The organism is Klebsiella spallanzanii, assembly GCF_902158555.1.
Taxonomy (GTDB): Bacteria; Pseudomonadota; Gammaproteobacteria; order Enterobacterales; family Enterobacteriaceae; genus Klebsiella; species Klebsiella spallanzanii.
In genome coordinates this window covers 82,904-100,977 of sequence record NZ_CABGGS010000044.1, presented here as the reverse complement: position 1 = coordinate 100,977, position 18,074 = coordinate 82,904, and the positions used below count along the sequence as shown (strand labels likewise).

General features: G+C 50.9%; 19 protein-coding genes and 1 pseudogene. All 20 read left to right on the top strand.

What is annotated here, in order from left to right:
• The first annotated feature begins 45 nt into the window (after positions 1-45).
• The 20 genes and pseudogenes from FN082_RS23205 to FN082_RS23110 all read left to right on the top strand — a co-directional run bounded on the left by FN082_RS23205 (position 46) and on the right by FN082_RS23110 (position 18,066).
• Positions 46-939 (top strand): LysR family transcriptional regulator, encoded by an 894-nt coding sequence (locus tag FN082_RS23205; protein WP_020078419.1) that lies wholly within the window; start codon positions 46-48, stop codon positions 937-939.
• A gap of 569 nt (positions 940-1,508) precedes the next feature.
• Positions 1,509-1,952 carry a hypothetical protein gene (locus FN082_RS23200; protein ID WP_022065311.1) on the top strand — a complete coding sequence of 148 codons (444 nt, stop codon included), beginning with the start codon at positions 1,509-1,511 and terminating at the stop codon, positions 1,950-1,952.
• Between the two features lie 486 nt (positions 1,953-2,438).
• Positions 2,439-3,358, top strand: a pseudogene (locus FN082_RS23195) (hypothetical protein).
• Positions 3,359-3,499: 141 nt separating this feature from the next.
• Positions 3,500-3,694 (top strand): AlpA family transcriptional regulator, encoded by a 195-nt coding sequence (locus tag FN082_RS23190; protein ID WP_020078417.1) that lies wholly within the window; start codon positions 3,500-3,502, stop codon positions 3,692-3,694.
• A gap of 52 nt (positions 3,695-3,746) precedes the next feature.
• The gene (locus FN082_RS23185; RefSeq protein ID WP_142982456.1) at positions 3,747-4,334 is read left to right on the top strand and encodes a DUF2857 domain-containing protein; all 588 of its coding nucleotides are present in this window, start codon (positions 3,747-3,749) and stop codon (positions 4,332-4,334) included.
• The gene (locus FN082_RS23180; RefSeq protein WP_058959906.1) at positions 4,324-4,533 is read left to right on the top strand and encodes a TraR/DksA family transcriptional regulator; all 210 of its coding nucleotides are present in this window, start codon (positions 4,324-4,326) and stop codon (positions 4,531-4,533) included. Before FN082_RS23185 ends, FN082_RS23180 begins: the two co-directional genes overlap by 11 nt.
• A 393-nt stretch (positions 4,534-4,926) precedes the next feature.
• Complete coding sequence (locus tag FN082_RS23175) at positions 4,927-5,148, top strand: hypothetical protein (protein WP_142982455.1); 222 nt, start codon at positions 4,927-4,929, stop codon at positions 5,146-5,148.
• Positions 5,149-5,220: 72 nt separating this feature from the next.
• A complete protein-coding gene (locus FN082_RS23170) occupies positions 5,221-5,865 on the top strand; it encodes a lytic transglycosylase domain-containing protein (protein WP_142982454.1) in 645 nt (214 codons plus the stop codon).
• The gene (locus FN082_RS23165; protein WP_142982453.1) at positions 5,862-6,140 is read left to right on the top strand and encodes a TrbC/VirB2 family protein; all 279 of its coding nucleotides are present in this window, start codon (positions 5,862-5,864) and stop codon (positions 6,138-6,140) included. The genes FN082_RS23170 and FN082_RS23165 overlap by 4 nt, the downstream gene beginning before the upstream one ends.
• Positions 6,141-6,151: 11 nt before the next feature.
• Positions 6,152-8,899: a VirB4 family type IV secretion/conjugal transfer ATPase gene (locus tag FN082_RS23160; RefSeq protein WP_142982452.1), complete on the top strand. Its 2,748-nt coding sequence runs from the start codon at positions 6,152-6,154 to the stop codon at positions 8,897-8,899.
• Positions 8,900-8,921: 22 nt separating this feature from the next.
• Positions 8,922-9,650, top strand: a complete 729-nt coding sequence (locus FN082_RS23155; protein ID WP_142982451.1) for a type IV secretion system protein — start codon at positions 8,922-8,924, stop codon at positions 9,648-9,650.
• Between the two features lie 11 nt (positions 9,651-9,661).
• Positions 9,662-9,937: an EexN family lipoprotein gene (locus tag FN082_RS23150; protein ID WP_142982450.1), complete on the top strand. Its 276-nt coding sequence runs from the start codon at positions 9,662-9,664 to the stop codon at positions 9,935-9,937.
• Positions 9,938-10,008: 71 nt separating this feature from the next.
• The gene (locus tag FN082_RS23145) at positions 10,009-11,040 is read left to right on the top strand and encodes a type IV secretion system protein (RefSeq protein WP_142982449.1); all 1,032 of its coding nucleotides are present in this window, start codon (positions 10,009-10,011) and stop codon (positions 11,038-11,040) included.
• 89 nt (positions 11,041-11,129) lie between these two features.
• Positions 11,130-11,270 carry a hypothetical protein gene (locus tag FN082_RS30025; protein ID WP_185932145.1) on the top strand — a complete coding sequence of 47 codons (141 nt, stop codon included), beginning with the start codon at positions 11,130-11,132 and terminating at the stop codon, positions 11,268-11,270.
• Entirely contained in the window at positions 11,263-11,946 is a 684-nt protein-coding gene (locus FN082_RS23140) for a virB8 family protein (RefSeq protein ID WP_142982448.1), read from the top strand. The genes FN082_RS30025 and FN082_RS23140 overlap by 8 nt, the downstream gene beginning before the upstream one ends.
• Positions 11,943-12,833: a P-type conjugative transfer protein VirB9 gene (virB9, locus tag FN082_RS23135; RefSeq protein ID WP_185932143.1), complete on the top strand. Its 891-nt coding sequence runs from the start codon at positions 11,943-11,945 to the stop codon at positions 12,831-12,833. The genes FN082_RS23140 and virB9 overlap by 4 nt, the downstream gene beginning before the upstream one ends.
• Positions 12,830-14,137: a VirB10/TraB/TrbI family type IV secretion system protein gene (gene virB10, locus FN082_RS23130; RefSeq protein WP_142982447.1), complete on the top strand. Its 1,308-nt coding sequence runs from the start codon at positions 12,830-12,832 to the stop codon at positions 14,135-14,137. Before virB9 ends, virB10 begins: the two co-directional genes overlap by 4 nt.
• Positions 14,127-15,146 (top strand): P-type DNA transfer ATPase VirB11, encoded by a 1,020-nt coding sequence (gene virB11 / locus FN082_RS23125; protein ID WP_142982446.1) that lies wholly within the window; start codon positions 14,127-14,129, stop codon positions 15,144-15,146. The genes virB10 and virB11 overlap by 11 nt, the downstream gene beginning before the upstream one ends.
• Before the next feature lie 59 nt (positions 15,147-15,205).
• Positions 15,206-15,508 (top strand): TrbM/KikA/MpfK family conjugal transfer protein, encoded by a 303-nt coding sequence (locus FN082_RS23120; protein WP_080899431.1) that lies wholly within the window; start codon positions 15,206-15,208, stop codon positions 15,506-15,508.
• Positions 15,509-16,206: 698 nt separating this feature from the next.
• The gene (locus FN082_RS23110; protein WP_142982444.1) at positions 16,207-18,066 is read left to right on the top strand and encodes a type IV secretory system conjugative DNA transfer family protein; all 1,860 of its coding nucleotides are present in this window, start codon (positions 16,207-16,209) and stop codon (positions 18,064-18,066) included.
• Positions 18,067-18,074: the final 8 nt, after the last annotated feature.

The following is an 18,074-nucleotide window of genomic DNA, read 5'->3' as shown; positions in this document are numbered from 1 at the left end:
TTAAAATTCGCCAATATTGAGTTCTGAAACAACCAGGAGTAGCGAATGCTGGATAAACTTACCGGAATGCGGGCCTTCGTTGTTGTGGTTCAGACAGGCTCTTTTGTTGCGGCCGCAGACCGGCTCGATATGTCGCCTCAGATGGTGGCCCGCCATATCGCCACACTTGAGAAGCAGCTTGAAACGCGCCTGCTTAACCGAACGACGCGCAGGCAAAGCCTGACGCCGGCAGGCTCGCTGTACTACAGGCGTTGTGAAACAATTTTACAAGCCATCAACAGTGCAGAACGGGAAGCAAGCAGTTCGAGTGCAATTCTTGCAGGTACGCTACGGCTGAATGCGCCGGTAACATTCGGCCGTTATGTCTTAGTGGATTTTTTGAGCATATTTCTTGAGCGTTATCCGCAAATGCGTATTGAACTTATTCTTTCTGATGACGTTATTAATCCTGCTTCAGAAGATTTTGACCTGGTGATACGCATCGGCGAGCTTGATAAGAAACTCAGACTTGCGGCAAAACCGTTGCCTGCGTACCGATTTATTGCATGCGCTGCTCCTCAATACCTGGCAAAGTACGGTCATCCAGAACAACCTTCTGATCTGAAACATCATGAGTGTCTGGTTTTTGCACCTTGGTCTGCGGGATTAAGCCATTACTGGCCTTTTTCCAGCAGTGAGGGATATGCGGAAGTGATGGTAAACTCTCGCCTGGCTATTAACGACTGGGGAGCAATCCTTGAGGCGGCATTAAGAGGTACTGGCTTGCTATTTGGTTATGAAAAGGGACTTGAACGATTTATTAAAAAGGGAAAACTCGTTCCTGTTCTGGAAGATTTTAATATTCCCCCTCGGGAAATGCATTTATTGTATGACCCTTCTCGGGCTAACGAAAACCGGTATAAAGTTTTTATTGACGAATTGTATGAACATCTTAGCTAATTATTCCGCTAAGCCTTTTAATAACAGCAATCTCACTTAGGCATCACTGCTGTCAGTCAATTTCACTGCAGATGCGCAATAGCCTATCTCATTGGGCTATTTATTTTGCCATTAGGAACGAACATTCACCTGAAAGCTGAGATGAAATTTCTTTTTTATTTAAGACACCTGACTTGTCTTGAAGTAAGGCTATCTCCTCTGTTCAGGTGGTTAAATTCAATCTGCCATTACAAAACCAGCAGAACGGTGTTAGAAGTGAGGGATTTTTGAAGTGCCCCCCTCCCTGGACATTCTCAGAATGGACAGTACCTGCAATTTTATCCGTTGGAACAGACATCTGACTTAAACCGGATTCGTATTGATCATCAAGGATATATCTTCAGAGGTAACGGCACCTTGAATTGTATACATATGAATCATTACAAGTAATCCCAGAGTAGCCGGTTGACATTCCCGTTGTTGATACTCGATTGCTGCACTTTCACTTATGACACTTTTGTTGTTGCATAAGAATCTTGTTTTCATGTATCTTATATCATTACATGAAGGTCTTATGAGGGGAACATACTATGTCATTCGATAACGTTTTAGAGCAGTTCTGGGTTTGCATGGTAATAGCGCTGATGTCCAGTTGTACTTCAATCACCGTCACGCAACAGGAAATGTTCCGTCTTTTGCGAGAACGAATGGTCAAGATAAATGCCATGACAGGTTGTCTCCTCAGTTGCTTTTATTGTTTCAGTCACTGGGTGGTTTTAGTGGGTATGGCAATCTACAGGCCTGTTCTCCTTAATTCAGGATTTTGGTTAGTTGACCTTGCTGTTACTGCTTTCTTTACCATCGGTTTAACGTCCATATTCAGAGGTATTATTCTACTGATGATGAGAAATGCCATTGCCAAGGCGATTGAAGAAAAGGACATGAAAGACAACTTTGTTTATAGCATGTACAACACCATACGATATATTTTTCTTCGCAAGGATCGCCACCTCTGCGCCAGGTATGTTGAGTAATTAATAATAAATTGCTTTCACGCCAGTCTATAAACTCTTTTTTCCGCATCATCAGCGACGTCAGTATAGGCTTACTGCCGATGCTGAAATTCAATACCTGCGTGACGATTTGGGATAAATGAGACCTGATACGTTTGGCATATATAATAATCTCCAACCCAATTTCATCTTAGAATGCTCTGAGTCAGTTTACATTATCGCTATATTCGCATGGAGTATTTCTTTGATTCTGGCAAAAGTAAAAATCAAAGACTGGACATATATCATTCAAATTAATAACCAACATACAGTATGAATGTTGTCATGCTTTTTCCCGTTTTTCTAAGGCGCGACCAGTCCCTCTTAAATATCATCCAAACGAAGTTTATTACGTGGAAACTCTTATTAATTGAACTTGAACTAGCATGCCTGAAGTAAGAGCACTGAGTAATGTTAACAGCATTTAAACCAAGTACCATTACCATGCAATACAAGTGGAGCTTCATTATGAAAAAAGAAAATAATCGCACTGAAATTAAATACCCGATGACTGAGTGGTTAACTATACCTGAAGCCATACAACTGGCTCAACACAAATTGAAGTTTAGATTAACAAAAAGTGATATCTACAAGAATGCGCTGAGAGGAAACATCATCCTTTCCATTTATTTTCAGTCACCTATTACATTAAGAAAAATTCAAAAATTAAAAAATAAATTAAAATTCAGACCTATAGAAAACTCATTAACCTCCCGCCTTTGCGCCCTCGAAAAAAAAGCTTTATCGAAGAAAACAATCTGATACTCAGCACAGAAGGAAGATATTTACGCACTGCGCAAAGAATTATAGATACCAGCCTGGCTGGATTTGAATATGTTCTTGTACAACGTCTACTATCACAATCACTTAAAATCCCAGCGCCGATAACTGGAGCTAATGAATTCAATTATGGGCTGACGGTTACTATTTCAGGGGAAATATATCAAATATTTATAAATTCCACATGGAATGACAGAATACGACAACAAACAGCGTTGCTCCCCGAAGATATCATTCTGGATATTTCCGAAAAAATATCCCATATTGAAGTAAAGAACACGCTGAGAAAAGCGTACTTTCCACTCTATAATTTACCTACTGATGCATGTTTTGTTATACGCCATTCAGAACTTGGAAAGCTTATAAACATCCCAACCAAGTCGTTGGCCGTCAAACCCCGTATTTCAACGCCTCTATCACGTCTTTTCTGGCTTGCCTGTTATCATAATGAGGATATAAGGCCTTTACTTCGACAACCTTATAAACTCTTATCCATCTTCGAGCAATGGGCCTCAGACGATGGCATCACAGATCGACTCAGCGGAGACACACTAAAAACCGCGCTAGAACGAGGCTCCCCAGTTTCACCATCATCTAAGATAGCATGATATTTATCATGCTAAAGTTTAAATCCGTATTAAGGATAATAGCCTCCTTGATATGGATTTATTAACTTCCATCCTAATCTTTCCTGTGCTTCTTTTGAGAACGCCGGGCGTCCACCGGTTATTTAACCACAGGAGAAAACAATGACAGCACATCAGCTATTACGCCTGAAGCAAGTTGAAGAAAAAACTGGCCTGAAACGCTCTCAGATTTACCTGTATATGAAAAATGGAACCTTTCCACGTTCAATAAAAATTGGCCCGGCCAGTGTGGCCTGGCTCGAATCGGAAATTGATGAATGGATCAGCCTTAAATTGGCCGGACGTTCAATCAGTTAAAAATGTCCGTTTATTTGCTCAACTTTTCCATATAGATTGAGGAGATAACAGAATGATTCCATTAATTAATTACACAATCTTAACTGATGCGTTGCACGCTCTGAAAGTTGGGGATATTCGTCACTGTGAATCCCTCGGATTCACTTTCGACGAAATGAATGCTCTTAATCAGTTATCACTCGATGAACTGTTTGCTGTCAGCCGGGCGGCGGCTCCCTTTGTTTCGGTCAGTGTCCGCCATGATGTCCTGCATCATTTACTGGCGCAGGCCCGACAGGAATACCGACAACAGCAGCAGATTAACCGGGCTATCCGGCTGGGCGGTTCTATCGCGTTGCTCAACCACTTCTTTGGCCTGACGTCTAATGATGTCTGCCTTCGCCGACGGTTGCTGGGTGTCAGCGTGCCATATGGACGTACACCTGAGCCGGATGAAGAGACAGATGCCGAGATCTGGCGGCAATGGCAGAAGTGCCGGGTGGAAAGCCTTGAATCCCCCGACGCGCTGATAGCCATGATGCAGGTTACTGAACTCCTGCTACCAAGGTTCCTGGGACTATCACTCACCATGGTATGGAGACGTATCACGCTTTGTGAAAAGGAAGTTGCCGCTAACAGGAGGGCACCACATGCCGGATGAGATCGATCGCGATCAGGAAATTAATGAGCAGCGCCTGGAGGAGATGATTGAACAGAGTCGTTTTAAGCCGGGGTCGACACCATCATTATTTCACTGTCGTGTATGTGGTAAACCCATTCCAGAAAAGCGACGGCAAGCACTGCCGGGTGTAACCACCTGTACGGAATGTCAGGAAAAACTTGAACGTAGTAGCCGCTGACAGGATAAAAAGGACGTGTAGAGATGTTATATCTCTGCACGTCTTTATTATTCACGGTGAATGTTAATACCACTCTCTCGTGTTTTTTAAATCCTCATTATTCTCACTGCATCTTAAATACTCCACTAATTTTCTCTCTTCTTTTTGTTTTGAGTTTCTCATTTATATCCCTCACCAGATATTCGAATCTGAGAACGCCATTACAGCATAGTCGCCCCTATGGACATTAATTCGTCCTGACAGGGTATTGCTCTTTAACAAAATGGATCGGGCTGTCACGTAACCACAATTCAGGGTGCCGCTGAATGTTCTCGCTGACCCGTTAAAACCGGAATGCAGAACCGGGATGTGACTGGTTTATTTCATTTACTGTTTTTGATCAAAGGAAATTCCATGAGAAAACCCGCTTATCACGTATTTGTTACCCAGGAAAGCCAGCCCGATTTGCAGGGCGAAACAAACACGTACTGGACAAAAGTTGGCGTGGCCTTCGCGCATAACGGCAAGCCCGGTCTGAATATCGTGCTAATACCCGGTATTGCGGTTTCCGGCAGGCTGGTACTGCTCGAACCGAGAGAAGAAAGCGACATTTCACAGGATGCCGCTGCCGCTTAATCCATTTTCTCTTCTTCTCACCCGGCGGCGTACTTTTCTGTAAGCCGCCGGTCTCTCTGTTGCGAGGCCAGCATGCTTTCCACCACTGCCTTTCTGGCACTGGCGGTGCAGTGCGCCGCCAGTATTCACCCGTCCACGTCGCTTGATGTCGCACGGGTCGAATCCGGCTTCCACCCCTACGCCATTGCTGAAATCCTGCCAGACAGCCGGGGCGTGATTTCACATTTCCCCTCGAGCCTGCCGGAGGCGATCCGTCTCACCAGACAGCTGGCTGCACAGGGCCGACGCTATTCGGTCGGCCTGATGCAAATCACCAGCATCAATTTCCGCCATTACGGCGTCACGGCCAGCGACCTGCTTAACCCTTGCATCAATCTGTCGGTATTTGAGCGCATTCTCACCGACTGTTACCGGCGCGGCGGAACACTGAAACGGGCGCTCAGTTGTTACTACTCCGGCAACTTTGAAACCGGCCAGCGGCCGGAATCCGCCTTTAACCAGACCAGCTACGTGCAGCGCATTGGCTATGTCGTCCCGTCCACGCGGAAAGACCGGCAGCGTGCCCCTGACCGGAACGCACAGCCGTCTGTCCGTTATCCCGCCGTTGTGCTGCGCGGCGAGCCTGCCGGTGCCACTGCGCCGATCCTGACTTCCCTGCATTATCCCGGTTCCGTCATTCGCGGCGCTATCCCTGTTATCCCTGATGAGGAGAAATGATCATGCGTAAACGCCGTTACTCCGTTGTTGCTTCCGTGCTGCTGCCTGCCCCGCTGCTGGCGGCGGACAGCGGATTTAACAAGGCCAGTGAGACACTGAGCAATACCTCGACCGGCCTGCTGGGACTGGCCGCTGTCACTATCACACTGGCGACCATGTGGGTGGGCTACAAGGTGCTGTTCGACGGCAAGAGCCTGCACGACATGCGTAACATCATCATCGGCGCGATCCTGATTGTCGGCGCGTCCGGCTTCGGTGCCTACTGGGCGTCATAAGAGAGGCAACGATGGCTACGCTGAATAAAGCACTTACGCGGCCCGCCGCCATTATGGGTATTCCTCTGGTGCCGTTCGTTCTCGTCAGCGGGGGCATCGTCCTGCTGGCGGTCTATGTCAGCTATTACCTGGCACTGTTGTTGATCCCGGCCTGGGCGGAAATGAAAAATAAAGCCCGAAAGGACATTCATTATTTCAGTCTGCTCTGGCTGGCGTTTAAAACCCGTGGACGACTTTTCACCAATACCCATTTTGGCGCGAATGCCCTTCTGGCAAACCAGTACGATAACGTTGATGTCTCGGAGTTTATTCAGAAAATGAAATTAAACGAGCGTATTACGCTGGATAAATATATTCCGTATTCCTCCCATATTCACCCTTACGTCATCAGAAACCGTCACCATGATTTGGTTGCCACCTGGGAGCTGGGCGGCACAGTCTTTGAATGTGAAGACGAACATCACCTGACCCTGATGGCCACGCATCTGAATAATGTTATTCGTTCGTATGAGGGTCTGCCGGTAACATTCTATATTCACCGGCTCCGTGAAAAATACCATGATGCTTTTGAAGCCTGTTCGGGTATTCCCTTTTCCGATGACGTGACCCGGCGGTATTACCAGCCGGTAAAAGAAAAACCGTTCTGGCGGCACCGGCTGTTTTTTACCGTCTGCTACGCGCCGTTCTCTGCGATTGAGAAAAAAACCATGAAAGCGCAGTCGCACGGTAAACGCCAGCCAGCTCTGGATGACGCGCACAAAATCATGCAGGAATATCGTGAAGCACTGGAATCTTCATTATCCCGCTATATGGCAACGCCGCTGGGGATATATGAAGAAAACGGGCGGGTGTATTCCTCGCAACTGGCGTTCTTCCACCGCCTGATCACCGGACAGTGGCAGAAAGTGGCCGTAACGCGCTCGCCGTTTTATGAAACATTAAGCACGCCGGACGTGTTTTTCACCACCGACACCGGTGAATGCCAGACGGTCAGCGGTTCCCGCTTCTTCCGCAGCCTGGAGATTAAGGATTATTCCCCGGAAACCCATACCGGTATGCTGGATGCGCTGCTGTACGCCGAAAGCGAGTATGTTCTGACGCAGTCCTTTACCTGCATGGCTCGGGATGAGGCGCAGAATCATATCCGTCTGGCGGAAAAACGGCTTAACTCCACGGACGACGACGCGACTTCCCAGCGCGAAGAGCTGATTGTCCTGCGCGACCTGCTCCAGTCCGGACATGTGTCGTGCGGTAAATTCCACTTTTCCCTGCTGATCTCCTCAGACAGTGCCGGACAGGTGGTGAAGGACACTAACGTTCTGGCCCAGCCCTTCGCCGATCTTGGTATTATGACGACGCTCTCCACCCTGTCACTGCCCGCCGCATATCTGGCGCAACTGCCGGGCGTCTATACTCTGCGTCCCCGACTGGTGGCCGTCAGCAGCCAGAATTTTGCCGATATGGCCTGCCTGCATAACTTCCATCCCCACAAACGCAGCGGTAATCCGTGGGGGGAAGCCATCGCTCTCCTCACATCTCCCGGCGGTGGCGGGTATTACCTCAACCTGCATGACAGCCAGGCCGGGCGGGATGACACTGGTGAGAAAACGCCGGGGAATACGGCGATTATCGGGAAAACCGGCTCCGGCAAAACCCTGCTGATGACCGTCATGCAACAACTGATGCAGAAGTACCGTAACCCGGCGTCGTTTGCGCCTTCTGCCACCACCAAACGGCTGACCACGGTGTATTTCGATAAGGACCGGGCGGCGGAGATGGCGATCCGCCAGGTGGGTGGACGATACTTCCGCATCCGTACCGGCGAGCCCACCGGCTTCAACCCGTTTGCGCTGGAGCCAACCCGCCGGAACATCAGTTTCATCAAACGGCTGGTGCGCATGCTGTGCCGCCGCAACGGTAAGCCGCTCGATCCGCGCGATGAAGAGCGGATCAGTGCCGCCGTGGACACCATCATGCTGGACTATCCGCCGGAGTACCGCCGGTTCGGGATCACCCGGCTGCTGGAAGTGCTACCGGAGCCGCCGACTACAGATGCCCGCACCAACGGGCTGCGTATTCGCCTGAAACAGTGGGCGCAGGGGGGCGAGTTCGGCTGGGTGTTTGATAACGAGGCCGATACATTCACCATCAGCGATGTCGATAACTTTGGTATCGACGGCACCGAATTTCTGGATGATGACGATATTCGCGGCCCCTTGACCTTTTACCTGCTGTACCGTGCGACCAGTCTTCTGGACGGTCGCCGCCTGGTGATGTTTATGGATGAGTTCTGGCGCTGGCTGGCCGATGTCGAATTTTCCCGCTTCTCGCTCAATATGCTGAAAGTCATCCGCAAGCTGAACGGTATCTTCGTTCCGGCAACACAGTCACCGGATGAAATTGTCAGACACCCCATCGCCCCGGCGATTATTGAGCAGTGCGGTACCCAGATTTTCCTTTCCAATCCGAAAGCCAGCTATGCGGATTACGTGGAGAAAATGAAAGTGCCGGAAAGCGTTTATGACACGGTCAGAAACCTGGATCCGGGCGAGCATTATATGGTCATCCTGAAAACACCGCTGCGGGCCGGAGAAACCCGCCCGTTTGTGGCAATGGCGAAAATGGATTTGTCCGGACTGGGTAAACTCACCCGGCTTCTCAGCGGCAGTGAGGACAACCTGAAAATATTCGATGCCATTTATCAGGACAGTATGCGACCTGATGAATGGAAAGACGCTTTCCTTGAGCGGGCAATCTGAAAGCCAACCGGAGGTAATATCAATGCGTTCCAGGAATCATCTTCTGACATTATCGTTATTTTTCTCGACGCAGGTGTTCAGCGCCGGAATACCGGTTTTCGACGCCGTGCAGAATACCGAATCCATTAATCAGTGGATGCAGAAACTACACCAATGGGAGGATACGGTTACCCATTATAAAAGTGAACTTGATGCATATAAGAAGCAACTGGCTACCGCAACCGGCGTGCGGGATATTCAGGGTTTTCTCAGTGATGCCCGAAGCCTGAAAACCGACATTGATAATCTCCGTAAGAGCGGTATTTCACTGGATGATCTGCTGACCACGCAAAACAGTTCATATTCTGCTGAACTGCAAAACCTATACAATAAATACAAATCGTTCAGCGTGTGCAGCGAGGAACAGGAAGGAATAAAATCTCAGGCCCTGGCCGACAGTTGCAAACAGATGATCCTTAATCAGGCAATGGCGATTGAGAATACCACTGACGTTGGAAACAGGATCAACAGCACACTCAGTGATATATCAGACTTATCTGACCGTATTTCGAATGCGCAGGACTCGAAAGAGTCTCAGGATCTGGCTAACGCCATCGCGGCGAAAAGCGTACAGTTAAATGCGCTGACGAATCAGTGGGAGATGTCTGTCAGACAGGCTGAACAGCGAACGACCTTGCTGGAACAGCAAAGACAGAAAGCCTTTGAACAGCAGCAGCTAACGGCACCTGTTGCTGGCCTTAATAATTTATAGGGAGGTTATCCGTGCTCAGATCCTTATTCACCTTATGCACACTCTCAGGCGTGATATTACTGCCCGGCTGCAAGGAAACCAAATCCGAAGCCTGGTATAAGCAGCATCCTGACGAAACTTATGCGGTTTATACGCAATGCCTGAAGGATGCCGAGGCAAGCGATAACTGCGAATTTGCGCACCGGGCAGCACTTATGTTTGCACAGGAAGGCCAGCCCGGGGTTAAGGAGAAATTCGGGGCGATATTTCAGCAGGAAGCTGAAAAAAGAAATGCAGTGACACAGTAATTTCTCCTCCAGCAAAACAGGGAATCCTCCCTGTTTTCTATTTCCTTTCTTTATATATCAGGTGAGGCACCATGTCCGGTGGTATTTTTGTTGGTATGGACAAAAACATCATGGATGGACTGAATGCCGTACTGGAAGGTCAGTCTTCCACTTACGGCACGATGATCAGCGTCATCATCGTCAGCTCTTTTACCTTATTTATACTGTTTCGCGGTTATCAGACGCTGGCTGGCAAACTCCGGACCCCGGTTGAAGATGTCGCCTGGGATGTGGGGCGAATGTTGCTGATCACCACCTTTGCGTTAAACCGGGATGGCTGGCTGGATATGGCGGTAGCGGCTATCCAGGGACTCAAAGACGGTATCAGCGGCGATGATAACGTCTGGGCGCTGCTCGATACCGTCTGGGAAAAGGCACAGGCGCTGGGGCAAAAGTTATTTAATATGGACACCTCAACTTACGTCAAACTGAATGGCGGCCTTGCCGAAGTCCTGGTATGGGGCGGCTCTGTTGTCCTGCTGATGGCAGCCACCTTTGTCAACCTGCTCGCCGAAATCACCATCCTGTTAATGACGACCACCGCGCCACTCTTTATTTTCTGCCTGCTGTACGGTTTTCTTAAGCCGATGTTTGATAACTGGCTGAAAACGATTTTCGCGGCAATATTAACGATCATGTTTTCCGCCTTATCCATCCGTATCGCCATCAATTACCTGAATAAAATACTGGATGCCGCAGCAAAAACATCCGCTGAAACCAATATGGTCACGCTGGCAGCACAGTGCCTGCTGGCCGGGATAGCGGCGGGTGTGGTGGTCTGGTTCTCCGCGAAGCTCGCCAGCGCACTCAGCGGGGCCGCCGTACAGGCGGTGCTGCAGGGTGCAGCCATGAGTGGCCTGAGCGGACTGGCGAATAAATCCGCCAGTCTTGCCGGGCCGGGTGTAAAGGGAGGTGCCCGCCTGGCTGCGAAAGGCGGCATGGCCGTCGCCGCGGCGACCGGCAGGCTCACTGGCGCAGGCGCGGGTAAAACCGTGAGCGCCTGGCAGAAACGCACCACCGCCATCGAAAGCATGAAACGCCTGAACCGGCAGCGTCACCGTTAATCCTCCCTGCCGTTAATTTCCTTTCCCCGTCACGCCGTGGCCTGCGCCACCGGTGCGGCATTCCTGCATCCATACGATAAGGGGCTTCCATGAAATTCAGCATCATCCTTCTGATGCTGTGCGCGCTCACGGGCTGCGCACAGCATCAGGGCGACCTTCCACCAGTATCCGGCGAAACCGCGCCAGTGAATTCCCCCGCCATCATTCAGGAGCTGACTCGCCATGTCTGATATTCAGAACATTGTTAATGTTTCCCGCTCTTTTGAATCCATCCTGCTGGAAAAGGAGGAGCGTTCCCGAAAAACCGCCTGGCGGATGGCCGCTGCCGGACTGATTCTGGCCGCCATGGCGATTGCGACCATTATTATTCTGCTGCCGCTTAAAACCACCGACACTGAATTATGGTCAGTGGATAAACAGACCGGGCGCTATGAATATATGACCCGCGTGAAGGAGCGGGATATTTCTTCTGAAAAGGCACTGGCGCATTCACTGGCAGCACACTATGTCAGACTCCGCGAGGGATATAATTATTTCTCCCTTCAGCGTGATTATGACGACGTGCAGTTATTTAACAGCGACAGCGTGAACCGGGACTATCTGGACGGGTTTAACGGCGACCAGGCACCGGACGTGATTTTTAATAAGGCGGAATATGTCGTTTATATCGCCATTATTTCCAATGTGCATGCGCCTGCCACCGGGCCGGATAATCTGGCAACACTGCGTATTAAGCGCACAATTCGCCGTATTGCTGATAATTCCGTGAAAACGGATGTGTGGAATATCCGCCTCACATACCGCTACGTCCCGCACCGGCAACTGACCGACAGCCAGCGCGAAGTGAACCCACTGGGCTTTATCGTCACCAGCTACCAGCGCGACAAAGAGCTGAGGGGGGAATGATGCTGAAACACATTCTGCTCCTCACGGGTTTACTGGCGTCATGCGTGGCATGGAGCGCGGCGACACCGCGCGGCAGCGCGTATGACAGCCGGATGCAGAACGTCACGTACAACAGCCAGAACGCCACGGTCGTCAATACCCGCCCCGGCTACGTCACCATGGTGGTGTTTGACGATGATGAAACCGTTATCGATGCGCAGGCGGGTTTCCCCAGAGGCTGGACCGTGACGAAAAGCGATAACCGGGTGGGCGTCAGCCCGAACCCGATTACCCAGCCGGTCACGGACGCCAGCGGCAACAACGTAAGCCAGCTGTTTCTGCCGACGGCAAAAGACTGGAAAACCAATCTGTTCGTGGTGACATCGAAGCGCGATTACAGCCTGGAGCTGAACGTGCTGGATAAAGACTCACCCGCCCAGGCATTTGTTATCCTCTACCGCTATCCCGACGAACTGCGAAAAAAGTCTGCCGCCGCCAGCGCCGCCCGTCAGCAACATCAACAGGAAACACTGGACCGGCAGCGGATAGCGGCGGCATTCGGGCATGCCACCACGCCGCGCAACTGGCGCTATACAAAACGTGTGGCCGCCGGTTCAGCCGCCATCGCCCCGGACTTTACCTGGGATGACGGCCGTTTCGCGTATATCGGTTTTTCCCCCACGAAAACCCTGCCTTCCGTTTTCCGGGTGGTTAAAGGCCAGGAGCAGGCGGTCACGCCCGGAACGGTTAAACGGGGCAATTACACCGTGATGGTGGTTCCGGCATCGCCGCAGCTGGTTCTGCGTTACGGCACCTCGGTGGTGGGGATCGAAAACGACGGATTCGGGCGTATCCCGCTGACCCACAGTGACACCGTTTCGCCGTCCATTACGCTGGAGGCAAAATGACCGACAAATCTTTCCCGGACGAACCGGAAAAAACCACCGCAGAACGGGAAGCGGAAGCCCGTGAACGCGCCCGCGCGGCAATGGAATATCAGGAGCCGGAGCAGAAAACGCCGCCCGGTCAGCCGGAAGTGACCCGTTTCCGTAAAGCGTCCGGTCGCCGCACGCTGATCGTCAGCCTGCTGAGTCTGGTCCTGGTCATCGCGCTGGCATCCGGTGGCGATCGTTTTCTCAGCGCCCTGAAAAGGGGTGATGAGAAAGAATCTGACACCGCACCGCCGCCCTCCTCCGGGGCGGTGCAGCAGGAGCGTAAGAATCTGGGCATGGACAGTAACCCGTTTGGCCTGTTTGGGCCAGGGAGGCAGGAAAGCGCAGGCCCTGCCAGTCAGAGCGCCCCGGCCACACCAGCTCTGCCGCCCGGGCCGCCCGCCCTGAACAAGGCGGCAGCACTGGCAAACGGGCTGAACAGCGGCAGCACAGGGTCAGGCGACGATACACGCACGTTCCGAAGCGGATCGCGCAGCAACACGGGAACGTCGGGCAGCCCGTCTGCCTCCACGACGTACACATCCTGTCAGTCGGTACTGGTCAGTGGCGAAAATGGACGTCTGCGCTGCCCGGATACGACAGCACCGGGAGGCAGCAATAACAACGGCAATCCAGGCGTTGCCCGTGTCACTGGTGTCAGGCGGCTGGGCCTCGATCCCGATCTCTATATCCCCGTGGACCGTTATATTCCGTGTTCGATGATGCGGCGCTTCGTATCCGATGTTGGCGGTCATATCTCCTGCCTGATCGGTGAGAATGTCTGGAGCGCCAGTAACCATGTGAAGCTGATCCCGGCAGGAACGGTCGCCCGTGGCGTCTACCGCACCGGCGCACTGCAACATGGGCGCAGCCGGATGTTTGTGCTGTGGACGGAGCTGCGCACGCCGGAGCCCGGCAGCCTGCAAATCCCGCTCACCGATACGCAGGCCACCGGCCCGCTCGGTGAGGCGGGGATCGCGGGCTGGATCGACAGCCATTTCTGGGAGCGTTTCGGCAACGCCCTGATGCTGAGTACCGTGCAGGACGCGGCGGCAGCGGCATCAGATGCCGCGCCGGGTAAAGACCGCAATACTGACTATACCGAAAACACCCGCGCCGCCACGGCGGAAATGGCGAAAACGACACTGGAAAACAGCATCAATATCCCGCCCACGATGTACCTGAACCAGGGCGATGTGATCGGCATCATGACCGGCACGGATATTGATTTTTCCTCTGTTTATCAACTACGGCTGAAAAAGAAATGGTATGAGCGCTGAAAACCTGTCACTGGATTTTATGAAAAACCGTCTGTTTGGTGATTTTCTTGCTCAGGATGGCCTGACAGAAATTGCGGTTAACCGACCGGGTGAGCTGCATACAAAAATTCGGGGAAAATGGCAAAAACAGGCATCCCCCATCACGTTGCGTCAGTGTCATGCTTTTGCCAGAGCGCTGGCGTCCTGGCATGACGATAATATTGACGATACATCCCCCATCCTTTCTGCAACATTAGGATCCGGCGAACGTATTCAGGCGATTATTCCCCCGGCCTGTGAACGTAATACGGTGTCCATTACGCTGCGCAAACCCTCGTTTGAGCAGAAAACACATCAGTCATGGATTGATGCGGGATTTTATCAGCGCGTGGCCGGTCAGGAAAAAACGGAAAGCCAGGATAATGCACTGGTCCGGTTATATCACAGCGGGAATATTCCCCGCTTTATGGAAAAGGCGGTGGAATACGGCAAAACGATTTTTATTGTGGGTGAAACCGGCTCCGGCAAAACCACCTATATGAAAACGCTGCTGCATTATATTCCGCTGCATCTCCGGCTGGTAACGATTGAGGATAATCCCGAAATCCGTTTTTATCACCATGCCAATTATGTGCATCTTTTTTACCCTGCGGATGCCGGGGATAATGCTATTGTCACACCTGGCAGACTGATCCGGGCTAATTATCGTATGAACCCTGACCGGATATTACTGGCGGAAATTCGTGGGCAGGAAGCGTGGGACGCGCTGAAAATTGTCGGCTCCGGGCATGAGGGGTTAATCACCTCCCTGCATGCGGGCAGCCCGGAAGAATGTATTGAAGGGATCATTGACCGCTGCTATGAAAACCCTGACTGCCGGAACATTCCTTTTGATGTGTTGTTACGCAAGGTACTTAAAAGCATTGATGTCATCGTCAGTATTGATATACACGGCGATGTTCGCCGGATGCATGATATTTACTTTAAGCCAGTTCATTTAAATAGCATGAAAGAGACATTCAGAAAATAACTCCGGTAAATAACATTATCAAAATACGTAACCTTTCATTAATCATAACGGTAACTGAAATGAAAAAAGCAATATCCTCCGTATTATTGTTCTGCGTTATTGCGTCATGTTCAACAACTGTACTGGCTGCTGATGCCTGCGAAGTGGTGTTATGTATGTACGGTAAAGCAACCGGAAATGGCGGCGGCAGTGAATGTCATTCAGCTGAACGTGCATTCTTTAATATCGTGAAAAAGAATAAACACGGCTTTCTTCCTGACCATACGGCCGATGCCAGACAATTATTTTTAAGTGAATGTGATTTGGCAGACCCGGCGGCTATCGGTCAAATCATCAGTAAATATGGCCGCGTTCGTGGTTAATACTGGCGAGACGACACAGAGCATGACGGTTTTCAGGTTTTTACGGCTTCTGTTTTTCGCGGATTAAGGAGCGAAGAAACAGGGGCCGTAAAAATGAGGCAGCGGACAGAAATATTTTCGCGGGTTAAGGAGCGAAAATAATTCAGGCACCGCGCCTCACCTGCAAACAGCCGCGCCCACGCGGATTTTGCAGGCCGGGGGGAGCCGGATAAATTTCGCCGCCCCAGCGAGCGAAAAGCTGTCGCCCACGACAGCGGTTTACCCGGGGGGCACAGCCCCGCACACCGTCGCGGCTAAGTCTCCGGCCAAAAGCCGGTAGCGTGGCGCGACCACCCTCTTTAAAGGTCAGCTTCCCTTTTATTCCCGCTGCGAGGAACGAGCAAAGGGAAGAAAAAGGCGAAAGCGACCGTCTTAAAGAGGGTGGTCGCGCGTAGCGTGCGACGGTGTGCCGCCTTTTACCTCGGGGGTTTTGACGCGGCGTCCAGCCACGACATTACCCCCATGCGACAGGCAATAAGGGCGTCCAGCCCGCATGTACTGGCGCACGCCGTTTGGTGCAGGGAAGCATGCTTTCCTGCACATGGTCGCACAGCGGCCACCTTCTTTACCCCATACACTCGCCCCGCCTTTTCGCCCGACACCGTGGGGCGAATTGACGGGGCGATGTCATGGGGCGAATAGCTGACGAAGGAGGCACGATGATTTTAAATAAGCTTGCCGCTTCACTGTCGCCGATAGTGAACGGGATGCTGGCGCTGCTCGCTTTTGTACAACAGCAACAACTGATACTGGCGTTATTAGCGGGGCTGACGATGCCGTTTTTTGCGTCGATGAAAAGCGATGAACGGCAGAAAGCGCCGCTCTGGAAAAAGCTGATTATTGCTTTTTCCCTGCTGTGTTTTTTCTCCGGCACACTGGCCCCGATAGTTATCGGATCCTTTCAGTGGCTGTATAAAATAAAACTCACCAGTGATAATACAGTACTGGTCTGGTCAGTACGGATTGCTTTCACTGTAACCGGGATTATTTTTCATATTATGCTTCGCCGGGTATTCACGCCGGAACTGGACAGAATAAAGAAACGCCTTGTTAAAAAAACCACCCTTGAAAGGGAATTACGCACCGATGTCCGCACCGTAAAATCCCTGCTGCCGGAAACTCTGCATTATAACCCGCTGGATTATATCGACCTGAATAAAGGCATCTTTACTGGCATGGACAGGGAGAATGAACCGATGTATCTCCCGTTAAAAGACTGGCAGAAACAACATGCGGATATTATTGGCACCACCGGAGCCGGTAAAGGGGTGGCCGCCGGGATATTGCTTTACCAGAGTATTCTTGCCGGTGAAGGTGTCTTTGTTATGGACCCCAAAGACGATGAATGGGCACCGCATCTTTACCGCAAAGCCTGCGAGGATGCAGGCAAGCCTTTTGCCTTAATTGACCTGCGAAAACAGCAATACCAGTTAAACCTGATTGAAAACATTACTGCCGATGAACTGGAAGAATTGTTTGTCGCCGGTTTCAGCCTGGCGGAAAAAGGACAGGAATCGGATTTTTATCGCATTGATGACCGAAAAGCCGCGCGTATGGCCGCGCAATTTGTCAGTGATAACCCATCGGCAACTCTCCGTGATGTTTATAACGGTGACTACGTTCAGAGCATTGCCGAAAAAATCAAAGCGTTTTTCGGTAAGATTGAAGAGCTGGCATTATTAAATGCCATTAATTCACCGGAAGGCTTTTCACTTAAAAAAATGTTTGATGAAGGCGGCTGTTGTTACGTTATCGGCTCCATGCGAAACAGCAAAATCATTACCGCCCAGCGCATGCTGCTGGTTCGCCTGTACCAGTTAGCAGAAAGGCGCGACCGTGTAACAGACGTCCCCCGCCCTATTGCTGTTTATCTTTCCGAACTGAAATACCATTTATCCAGGCCAGCGCTGGAAGGTTTAGGTGCGGCGCGGGATAAAGGCGTTCATATTATTATGGACCACCAGTCCATTGCCGATTTAAAAGACTGCCCGGCAGATTTGAAAGGTGACGCCGTTATCGGTGCGGTCGTTGAAAATGCCAAATTCAAACTGGTTTACCGGGTTATGGACCCGGATACAGCGGAATGGGTGGCGAGAATGTCAGGCACGATTCTGGTGGATGACGAACTCCGTAAGGCTAAGACGGATAATATGCTGACGGAAACCATCGACAGTGAGCGCACAATCCGCCAGGCCGAACGTTTCTTTATTGACAGCAATATGATCCTCAACCTGCCCGATTTTGTCAGCTTTATCTTTACGACAAAAACGCTACCTTCTGCTTCTCTGATCTCGCCGATAAAGGTCAGAAAGCGTCAGCTAAAAATCTTTTCAGTTTCCCCTGATATTGCCGCCACGGCAGCCCCGGTGAAGATCATGCTGGATTTTGGCGAGGATGATAAACCAGCCATGCCGGATGTGATGACAACGCACCCGGCTCTTTTCTTCGACGAAATCGAAGTAAAGCCGGTAAAGCCGAAACCTGATGATGAAGAACACCTGTCCCCGCTGGATTTTTAAGGAGCGGT

Bases quoted from the DNA above. Each gene is read 5' to 3' on its own strand.
- FN082_RS23200 (WP_022065311.1), top strand. From the start codon at position 1,509: ATGTCATTCGATAACGTTTTAGAGCAGTTCTGGGTTTGCATGGTAATA.
- FN082_RS23175 (WP_142982455.1), top strand. From the start codon at position 4,927: ATGAGAAAACCCGCTTATCACGTATTTGTTACCCAGGAAAGCCAGCCC.
- FN082_RS23110 (WP_142982444.1), top strand. From the start codon at position 16,207: ATGATTTTAAATAAGCTTGCCGCTTCACTGTCGCCGATAGTGAACGGG.
- FN082_RS23140 (WP_142982448.1), top strand. From the start codon at position 11,263: ATGTCTGATATTCAGAACATTGTTAATGTTTCCCGCTCTTTTGAATCC.
- virB10 (WP_142982447.1), top strand. From the start codon at position 12,830: ATGACCGACAAATCTTTCCCGGACGAACCGGAAAAAACCACCGCAGAA.
- FN082_RS23170 (WP_142982454.1), top strand. From the start codon at position 5,221: ATGCTTTCCACCACTGCCTTTCTGGCACTGGCGGTGCAGTGCGCCGCC.
- FN082_RS23190 (WP_020078417.1), top strand. From the start codon at position 3,500: ATGACAGCACATCAGCTATTACGCCTGAAGCAAGTTGAAGAAAAAACT.
- FN082_RS23160 (WP_142982452.1), top strand. From the start codon at position 6,152: ATGGCTACGCTGAATAAAGCACTTACGCGGCCCGCCGCCATTATGGGT.
- FN082_RS23155 (WP_142982451.1), top strand. From the start codon at position 8,922: ATGCGTTCCAGGAATCATCTTCTGACATTATCGTTATTTTTCTCGACG.
- FN082_RS23145 (WP_142982449.1), top strand. From the start codon at position 10,009: ATGTCCGGTGGTATTTTTGTTGGTATGGACAAAAACATCATGGATGGA.
- FN082_RS23180 (WP_058959906.1), top strand. From the start codon at position 4,324: ATGCCGGATGAGATCGATCGCGATCAGGAAATTAATGAGCAGCGCCTG.
- FN082_RS23165 (WP_142982453.1), top strand. From the start codon at position 5,862: ATGATCATGCGTAAACGCCGTTACTCCGTTGTTGCTTCCGTGCTGCTG.
- FN082_RS23185 (WP_142982456.1), top strand. From the start codon at position 3,747: ATGATTCCATTAATTAATTACACAATCTTAACTGATGCGTTGCACGCT.
- FN082_RS23205 (WP_020078419.1), top strand. From the start codon at position 46: ATGCTGGATAAACTTACCGGAATGCGGGCCTTCGTTGTTGTGGTTCAG.
- FN082_RS23120 (WP_080899431.1), top strand. From the start codon at position 15,206: ATGAAAAAAGCAATATCCTCCGTATTATTGTTCTGCGTTATTGCGTCA.
- virB9 (WP_185932143.1), top strand. From the start codon at position 11,943: ATGATGCTGAAACACATTCTGCTCCTCACGGGTTTACTGGCGTCATGC.
- FN082_RS30025 (WP_185932145.1), top strand. From the start codon at position 11,130: ATGAAATTCAGCATCATCCTTCTGATGCTGTGCGCGCTCACGGGCTGC.
- virB11 (WP_142982446.1), top strand. From the start codon at position 14,127: ATGAGCGCTGAAAACCTGTCACTGGATTTTATGAAAAACCGTCTGTTT.